The sequence below is a fragment of the Treponema primitia genome, assembly GCF_046533075.1.
In the GTDB taxonomy this organism is placed as follows: domain Bacteria; phylum Spirochaetota; class Spirochaetia; order Treponematales; family Breznakiellaceae; genus Termitinema; species Termitinema primitia_B.
This window is the reverse complement of record NZ_JAJQRB010000015.1, coordinates 1-8,283: the sequence shown is the minus strand read 5'-3', so window position 1 is coordinate 8,283 and position 8,283 is coordinate 1. Positions and strand designations below refer to the sequence as shown.

The 8,283-nt window shown below is 51.1% G+C and carries 8 protein-coding genes; 6 read left to right on the top strand and 2 right to left on the bottom strand.

The window, feature by feature from the left end; all coding sequences use genetic code 11:
* From LQZ19_RS02760 to LQZ19_RS19380, 3 genes are all read left to right on the top strand, one after another.
* Positions 1-1,859: hypothetical protein (locus LQZ19_RS02760; protein WP_411046115.1), on the top strand; the 1,859-nt coding region annotated here is incomplete at its 5' end.
* Between the two features lie 40 nt (positions 1,860-1,899).
* Entirely contained in the window at positions 1,900-2,358 is a 459-nt protein-coding gene (locus tag LQZ19_RS02755; RefSeq protein ID WP_411046114.1) for a FecR domain-containing protein, read from the top strand.
* An 81-nt stretch (positions 2,359-2,439) separates the two neighbouring features.
* Complete coding sequence (locus LQZ19_RS19380) at positions 2,440-3,168, top strand: hypothetical protein (RefSeq protein WP_486401699.1); 729 nt, start codon at positions 2,440-2,442, stop codon at positions 3,166-3,168.
* A 39-nt stretch (positions 3,169-3,207) separates the two neighbouring features.
* Here LQZ19_RS19380 and LQZ19_RS02740 read toward each other — a convergent pair whose 3' ends face one another.
* Both LQZ19_RS02740 and LQZ19_RS02735 read right to left on the bottom strand, forming a co-directional pair.
* Entirely contained in the window at positions 3,208-3,585 is a 378-nt protein-coding gene (locus LQZ19_RS02740) for a type II toxin-antitoxin system VapC family toxin (protein ID WP_411046111.1), read from the bottom strand.
* A gap of 7 nt (positions 3,586-3,592) precedes the next feature.
* Entirely contained in the window at positions 3,593-3,970 is a 378-nt protein-coding gene (locus tag LQZ19_RS02735) for a hypothetical protein (RefSeq protein WP_411046110.1), read from the bottom strand.
* A gap of 22 nt (positions 3,971-3,992) precedes the next feature.
* Here LQZ19_RS02735 and LQZ19_RS02730 point away from each other — a divergent pair, with 22 nt between their 5' ends.
* The 3 genes from LQZ19_RS02730 to LQZ19_RS02720 form a co-directional block, all read left to right on the top strand.
* Positions 3,993-5,864, top strand: a complete 1,872-nt coding sequence (locus LQZ19_RS02730) for a hypothetical protein (RefSeq protein WP_411046109.1) — start codon at positions 3,993-3,995, stop codon at positions 5,862-5,864.
* Entirely contained in the window at positions 5,861-7,549 is a 1,689-nt protein-coding gene (locus tag LQZ19_RS02725) for a transglutaminase-like domain-containing protein (RefSeq protein ID WP_411046108.1), read from the top strand. Before LQZ19_RS02730 ends, LQZ19_RS02725 begins: the two co-directional genes overlap by 4 nt.
* 43 nt (positions 7,550-7,592) lie before the next feature.
* The coding region (locus LQZ19_RS02720) for a PDC sensor domain-containing protein (protein WP_411046107.1) at positions 7,593-8,283 on the top strand (691 nt) is incomplete at its 3' end.

The window sequence follows — 8,283 nt, the reverse complement described above, 5'->3', positions numbered from 1 at the left end:
TACACCCTGTAAATTTCCATCGGAAGCAAACCCGAAGGGTTTGTATTTTGTTGGCAAGCGTGATTCTTTTGTCGGCGCTTCTTACGGGCTGCGACCTTTTTCTGAATAAGAAGGAGAATAATCTTTTATCGGAGATTGATGACGCCCTTGACTATGCCAACGCCGCTGTCTTGCCGGTCTCCGTGGACGAAGGCGGCATGGGTACCGCGGTCCCCCGGGGCTCCATTGTCGGGGTTAAGCAGGGGTATCCCTTTACCCTGAGCTACACCGCTAAAACCGAGTACCCCTTTTTGGGTTGGCAGGCCCGGATTGAAGGCAGCAGCGACATCATTTCGGTGTGGGAGCCCAGCGGTGCAGCCGGCCCGGACATCACCTGGGAACCCGTCAACGCCGCGGGCACGGAAATCAGGGTGACCATCCACATCAACCCCGGCAAAACTATCCTGATAGGCCCCTTAAAGGCCAGTATGCCCTTTGTCAATGTTACTGTGGCGGAGGTTGATTCCGGCGTCTCCACGCCGGGGGGTGCGCTTACCGGGGTTAAGCAGGATATCTCCTTTAGTCTGCGCTTTAACCCGTACCCCGCCTACGGCTTCATCGGGTGGGAGGCTTCCCTGGACGGCGTGCCCCTTGGACAGGAAGAAGTGGAGTTTTCCAATCGAAAAAGCATGGAAACCACAGTAACGGTGCATATCAATCCGGAGGACAAAACCGTCAGTATCCGTCCTCTGGGGGAAGGGGCAAACAGCGCATGGGATTTTAGTCCCGTATGGATTGCAGGTATTTCCGATCCTGTGGATCGAAACGCCTATATTCAAATCCGATTTACTAAGCCGGTGGATCCAAAGACATTCTGGTTTGAACCGTATACCACTTTTCATGGCATATCTGACCCTCCTGATGCGGATAACGTCACCGGCTACCTTGATACATGGGCACGGGAATATAAACACCTGCAAATTGAGATGGCGGATGAGTCATTTTCATCCGGCGCTCATTACCGGGTGGAAAACTTTTTCAATCCGCCTGTGTTGAGCGCGGACGGGACGGTACTTACGATCTGGGCTCGTCCGAGATTGACGACGGATACGATGGGTAAGGCGGGCGCTCCGTATCTCTCATTTTATGGTAACCAGTTTAGAGAATCGAAATATATAAATGTTACCCTAGACGGCTCTATACAGGATCAATCCGGACTATCCATGGGAACGGGCAGAAGATGGACATATCAAATATATAAAAATACTGAGGCGGGTCATACTGCGACAGACTTAGCTCCAAAGGCGTATGGATCAGGCGTCTCCACATTGCCCGCTAACATGGGCAGCGCTTTAATTTTGGAAGCAAATACCAGCGGCGCGATACACAATGAAGATTTTGCTCCTGTTTATTTAGGAAGGTACAGAATAATAATTCCTGCGGACAATACCCCCCGCAAGGTTTATATGGTATTTCAGGCAACGTACAGCAGGTGGCCGGTAATAGGCGGACGGCTCTTAGAAATGACTATTGGGGGTAAGGTGGAACCTTATGGTTTTAAAACAGATGCTGTTTTCCTGTTGGAAGAGGATTACGTTCTTCGGGAAAGATTAATCGAGGCCTATAAAAACCTGCTTAAAAGCAGTAGTGAAACTACATACTATCCGGATTTACCAATATATGTGGCACAATATGACATACCTGCAAACAGTGAAGCCAAAACAGAAAATTGGCTGCTTGTTCCAAGAGTGCCGGGTGAGCCAAGCGGATCAGGAATAGCAACAAGCGGTATGTTTTATGGCAATTCGACACTACAGGGATATATGGGCAGACCAGGAGAACAGCGGCTGGGAAGAGCTATAAATGTTGAATGGCAATAGAAAATGGAAAATGGCGCCTGGCGCCGGAAAAGGAGTAATTATGATGAACACAAAACGGATGATGATTTTTGTACCCTTGCTGCTTTTGGCAGCAACAATGTTCGCACCGCACCTGCTGGATGCGCAGGAAGCGGAAATCAGGGAACTAATCGGCACAGTGGAAGTACAGCGGGCGGGTACAGAAAGACTGCTCAAAGCAGAGCCGGGAATGAAAGTACAGAGCGGCGATCTTATTATCACCGGGTTTAAGAGTACAGCGCTGCTTAACATAGGGGATACGGTTCTAACGGTACGCCCCCTTACCCGCCTTTCGTTGGAAGAAATTGTACAGAACCAGGGCAGGAATGCGGTCACCCTTACCCTGCAATCCGGTCGTGTCCAGGCGGAACTTACGCCCCCCAGCGGCGGACGTACGGATTTTACGGTTCGCAGCCCTTCGTCAACCGCATCGGTGCGGGGAGATATTTATGAAGAAGATGGGGTTTGGATTGAGGAATGAGAAATTAGGAAGAAAAAGGGTGCCTGGCACAGCCGCGGCGCTTGGCGCCAATTTCCAGAGTTCAGGTAAGGAGAGTGGAATTTGGATTTTTTATTAAGTGAAGCCAATAACTGTGGCGATGGCATTCCTTGCTCAACTCAGGTTTTGTTACAGCAGATTATTTTACTTCTACTCATCCAGCGGTTTTTCACCAAACCGGACAAGCAAACTGTTAAGGAGATTTTTTTTATAATAACGGTTATGGGCCAAAAGAATGACAAAGAACGGGCGCAGGGGGCCAATACGATTAAGGCTTCGGGCTTTCAGCAGAACGGCCAATGTTCCAAAGCAGTTAATGCCGTGCTGCTCAGCAATTCTGCGTGCCTGCTTATCGTCGATAATCAAAAAATCGGCAAGGGAAATAACGACACCCGCATCCGCAATGACAATCATGTTCTATCTGGCTGGTACGGTGATATTTTTCATCTTTTCAAGATCCGCCATAACATCTTCATAGGTCAGCAGGGATATAGGGATTTTGTTTCGAGAGAGATAGGTCTCAAAATCAATGCGACGCATACCGGCAATATCGGCTGCCTGGCCTATGGACACATTTTCATCCAGATAGCATTTTACCGCGAGATATTGCTTAAACTCCTGCTCTATCTGGGCAGCGGCAACATGGCCTGCCAAGACTTGTGGAATTTCTATGGTTATTTGCTGTGTATTCATTTGATACTCCCTAACTTAACTATACCCCAAAAAGAGGTTTTTGCAAACCCTTCAGGTTTGCTTCCAATAAAAATACATGAGGTGTATGCCAATGTCTAAAAAAGTTTGCCGTATCGTTTTTATCACCATGCTCTCTTTTTATATGGATTTTTTTACGGTAAGACCCGGCCAGCCCAGGCCCTCAAAATGGCCGTCATACGTGAGCAATACCGCGCCTGTTTTTACTGCGGTGGCAGCAATAATCGCGTCAGGGAGTTTAAGGCTTGTGTATTGGCGTAAATGTATTGTTTCGTCCTGGATTACCCTGTTCAATGGGATGACCGAAACACGCTCTAAAAAAAATAAACGCTTTGCGTATTCCTCTGCATCCAATTTTGGTTTGGAAAACAGTTCAATACGGACAATAACGCTTATTATTTTTGTTGCGCTTTGTATTTCCGGGTCGGTGCTTTCCATTACCTTGCCCGTTTTTATTTCGTCGATAGCGCCGGTTGTATCAAATGTTATGATTTTCATGCCGCTGTTAATCGCCCCATTCGGCACGAACACTGCGCTGCCAAGCGACAACATCTTCCATTGTTTTGCCGAATGTGTTAAAGGGCTTGCCATCATAATAGCGGTCTTTTTCAGGATGCTGCTGGTAATACCGGGCTTTGGCGGCTGCTTCGGCAAGGCATTCTTCTATGGTTTGCTCCCGTTCCATTTCAGAAAGGCCAGCATTGGCGGCAACTGCATTGGGGAATATAAGAATGGTTTTTACGTTCCCCGGCTCGACAGTTTCAGGTACGGTAAACGTAACGGTAACACGCCTGTCAGAGGGAACGTTCAAAGTTTGTTCTATAGCTATCACGGCAATACCTCTCTTATCAAGGATACCGTATATTTCGATAATTTTCAACATAAACAACAAAGGATACCCTATTATGCTTAAAAGCGCCCTTATTACCCTGCTCGCCGCTGTATTATCAGCCGTATTCTGTACCGTCTCCGCTTTTTCCCTGGATTTTTCCGTGAAGCCGGGGGGCTTTGTCCTTATCCCCCGGGGGGACGGCAATAAGAGCGCCAATGGCCTTGAGCGCTATGAGATTGGCGGCGGGGGCAGCCTGGGTCTGGATATTGACCTTTCGAGTATCTGGGCCAACCCGCTGGGCCTGGGCTATACCCTGGGCTTTGAGGGTGGTATTGGCTTCAACGAATACAAAAGCCCGGCAACAGGTACCCTGCAATTATACCGTTTGGGCGGGGGCCTGGGGCTCTATTACTTTCCCCTGTCCCGGCTTTTTACCGCCCTTGACGCCGGCGTGGGCGCCTTTTGGGGCCAGGGGGAAACCAGCAGGACACCGGCGGGCTTATGGTATCGTTTCGGCGGGGAAATGGGTTTCCGCTTTACCCCTGCTTTTACCCTGGCGGCGGGCGCAGGGTGGCAGCAGTATCAAAACCCCGGCGACCAGGGCGGTTTATTTATGTCCGGCCTCTATGCGGGGCTTACGGCGCGGATTACCCTTGAACTCGGGGAGAAGTCCGGGAGCAATGGGGTGGCGGCTTCTCTTACCCAGGACGGTGGGGTATACCCGGTTTTGCTTTCGTTGTATCAAAAAAATGAAACGGGAAGCATTACGATACGGAACAACGAGAACGCCGAAATCCGCAATGTACGGGTAAGTTTTCGCGCAGGCCGGTATACGGCAAGCGAATACGAGTGCGGAACCCTCAAGCTTCTGGCAAAGGGGCGGAGCGCAGAGCTTCCACTGTATGCGGATTTTTCCGGCGATATGTTGCAGTTTACCGACTCCGGCAGAATTTTAGGCGAGATTGTGATCCGCTATTCATTTTTGGGGAAGGAAAAAGAAACCCTGGCGGCAGCTTCGGTGCAAGTGTTGGAACGGGGCAGCTACCCCGATGGGGACGCCGCTTCCCTTGCAGCCTTTGTGTCCCCCACATCGCCGGAGGTTTTGGAGTTCGCCAAAAACGTGACGGGCCTTGCACGGAATGAGCGGCGCACGGGGCTTAACGGAAATATGCAATTTGCCCTATGGCTCTTTGAGGGGTTGAAATCCTTTGGTCCTAATGTGAAAGCAGCGGCGCAGCAAGCAGCGGCGCAGCAAACAGCGGTGCAGTTTCCCTCACAGACCTTGGCGTACCAGGCAGGGACGGCGTGGGACTGGGGGCTGCTCTATGCCGCCTCTCTTGAAGCTTCGGGAATTAGCACAGCCTTTATTCCGCTGGACGAAACAAGCGGGGGCGGCTTCATTGCCGCAGTGAATTTGGGGATTAGCGAGGCGCAGGCGGCTACCCTGTTTAACGGTTTAGACAAACTTTTGGTCATTAATGGTACGGTGTGGCTGCCCGTTTCAATGGGCAAACTTAATGCGGGGTTTGCCGCAGCATGGGATGAAGCGGCGGCGAAGCTGGGCGCAGTATTTGCGGCAGGTAAAACGCTTGACTTTATAATGCTCTCCGATGCCTGGACGACTTACCCTCCGGCGCCTTTCCCTGCCTTGGGGGTAAAGATTGCAGGGGCCGATATGGCGGCGCTGCGTACCGGGGCGGAGGCGGCGCTTACTGCGTACATTGCAAGCGATATACAACCGCTTATTAGCGCCGTCGGTGCCCAAATCAGGCAATCGTCTGCGGCTGCCGAGCAGCAAGGCGCCGGGCAGCAAGCTGCCTTATACAACCGCTTGGGTATTTTACAGATACGCGCCGGTAATACATCTATGGCGCGAGCCGCATTTCAAAGGGCTGCCGATATGGGAAGCGAAACAGCGAAACGGAATTTGGAAAATTTGAAATGAAAAAAAAATATAAACCCACGAACCACACTAACGGTATTTCGTTTTTTCTTTTGTCCGCGCTGATCGGGTCGTTCGTAGTTACTTCCCCTCTTTTCGCTGAAAGCGAATTTAATCTGCGCCTAACGCCGCAGCTTTTGGTTCCTGCGGGATCTGCTTATTTTGATCCGGGATTCGGGGCTGCCGCAGCTTTTGACTGGGATTTTTTAATAGGCAGGAATTTAAGTTTTGGTGTGTTTGCCGGAGCCGCTTATGCAAGCATGGCGGCAGCGGCCAATGGAAACTTCACCATGATTGAGGGTCAACTTGGCCCTTCCCTGGGCTGGCGGATTTCTGACCGCTGGACCCTTGGGCTTGATGCGGGCGTGGGGGTGTATAACTATTCTTTTAACGGGACAAACGCGGTGAAGCCCCTTGCGGGCCTGGGGCTTTCGGCATATTTTCATCTTCTGCCTTCCCTTTCGCTTTACACGGAAGGGGGCTATACCTGGCACGGCTTTTCGGATACCGAATCGATCCACGGTGTAAACATCGGCCTTGGCCTGTCCCTCAACCTGGGGGAAATACTCCGGCCCCAAACACGGGTAAGCGGGGAACGGCTAAAGCAGGAACGGGTGTTCCCGGTGTCCTTTGCATGGTACGAGAAAAACAGCATTGCTACGGTTCGGATCACCAATAACGAAAAGAACGCCATTACGGATATGCGCCTTTCCTTTATGCTGGAACGCTACATGAACCAGGGCTATCAATTTGCAACCCGAACACGGCTCGGCCCCGGGGAAAGCGCAGAATTTCCGGTAACCGCCCTATTCAACGAGACCATGCTCGACCTGACGGAAAACATAAACGCCAACACCCGGATTACCCTGGACTATAGAAGCCTGGGCGCAAAAAAATCAATGAGCTTCCCCGCAGCCATGACCATATACCACCGCAACGCCTTTGCCTGGGACGATGACCGCCGCGCCGCTTCCTTTGTGTCGGCCAAGGACCCGGCAGTCTCCTACTTTGCCAACTTTACCGCCCAAGGTGTAGAACGCCTCCTGCGGGAAAACCCCAGCCGCTTTGGCACGGCGCCAAAAAACATACTGCTTGCCGCCGCCTTATTTGAAACCTTGAATTTATACGGTATAAATTATGTGGTAGATCCCTCATCGTCATTTATCGAACTGTCGGAAAACGCCTCCGCCCTGGACAGTTTGAATTACCCCTACCAGACCCTGTTCTACCGGGGCGGTGACTGCGATGATCTTTCGATTTTATTCTGCTCCCTGCTTGAAGCATTAGGGATTGAAAGCGCCTTTGTTACGGTACCGGGGCATATCTATATTGCCTTTGATACCGGAGTGTTGCCGGAAGGCAACGCAGTAAATAATAAGCAACAGGTGAAGGGAGCGATTGAGCATGGGGGGCGCTTGTGGCTTCCGGTGGAGATTACCATACCTCATGGCGGCTTCCTGAACGCGGTGGAAATTGGGGCGCAGGAGTGGAATGGCGCAGGCGGCGCAGAAGATACCGGCGGCGGGGACCGGAGCGGCATACGCGCTCTTTACCCCATGCGGGAATCATGGCGGGTATACCGGAGTATAAGCGTTCCGGGGGCCGGAGACCGGATGCCCGAAATGCCCGATGAAGAGGAAATTCTCCGGGTCTTTGCAGATTCAATGACAGAGTTTATTAGTAAATAAAAGAAGCATCTTTGCCGGCGGGCATAATATGCAAAGGAACAGTATGAAAAATCGTGTATGGTCATTTCTGAAGGGACAAAAAATCATATTTGTATTTTTCATCTTTGTTGTTCTTATTATTCTCATTACTATCAATGTTAATATCCTTATGCGCCGTACCGTTAGACTGATGGAAGATTCGGTCCGGAACCATCTTATGTCCGCCGCCGCTGCCGCCGCGGATTATATCCCCCCGGAAGAGCTGGATCGGTATCAAACCGAGGAGGATACCGGCACTCCGGATTATGAAGCCCTGAGGGAAAAGCTGGTAGAGTTCGCCGGTAAATACCATGTGCTGTACGTCTATTATTGGCGGGATTTCGGGGACGGGCAGCTCCAGTATATTGCGGACAATGACCCGGACCCTGTTACCCAGTGCAGCCCGGATGATCTGTTTCCCATCGAAGAGTATGCCCTAAAAGCCCTCTCCGGGGAGATCTCTACCACCGATCTGGGCTTCTATACCCCCACCTGGGGGGGCCTTATCAGCGGTTTTGCGCCGGTGTATGACCGGGATGGAACCATTATCTGTATTGCCGGGGTGGATCTAAGCGACGAAATACTCCTTCGCCAGCGTAACGACACCCTTTTTCTCAATGCCATCCTGATAGGCGCCATTCTTGTTTCCATAGCCTACAGTACCTTGAGCGCTTTGCTGTACCGAAATAAGGCAAAGCAAAGCGAAAGCGCCAATA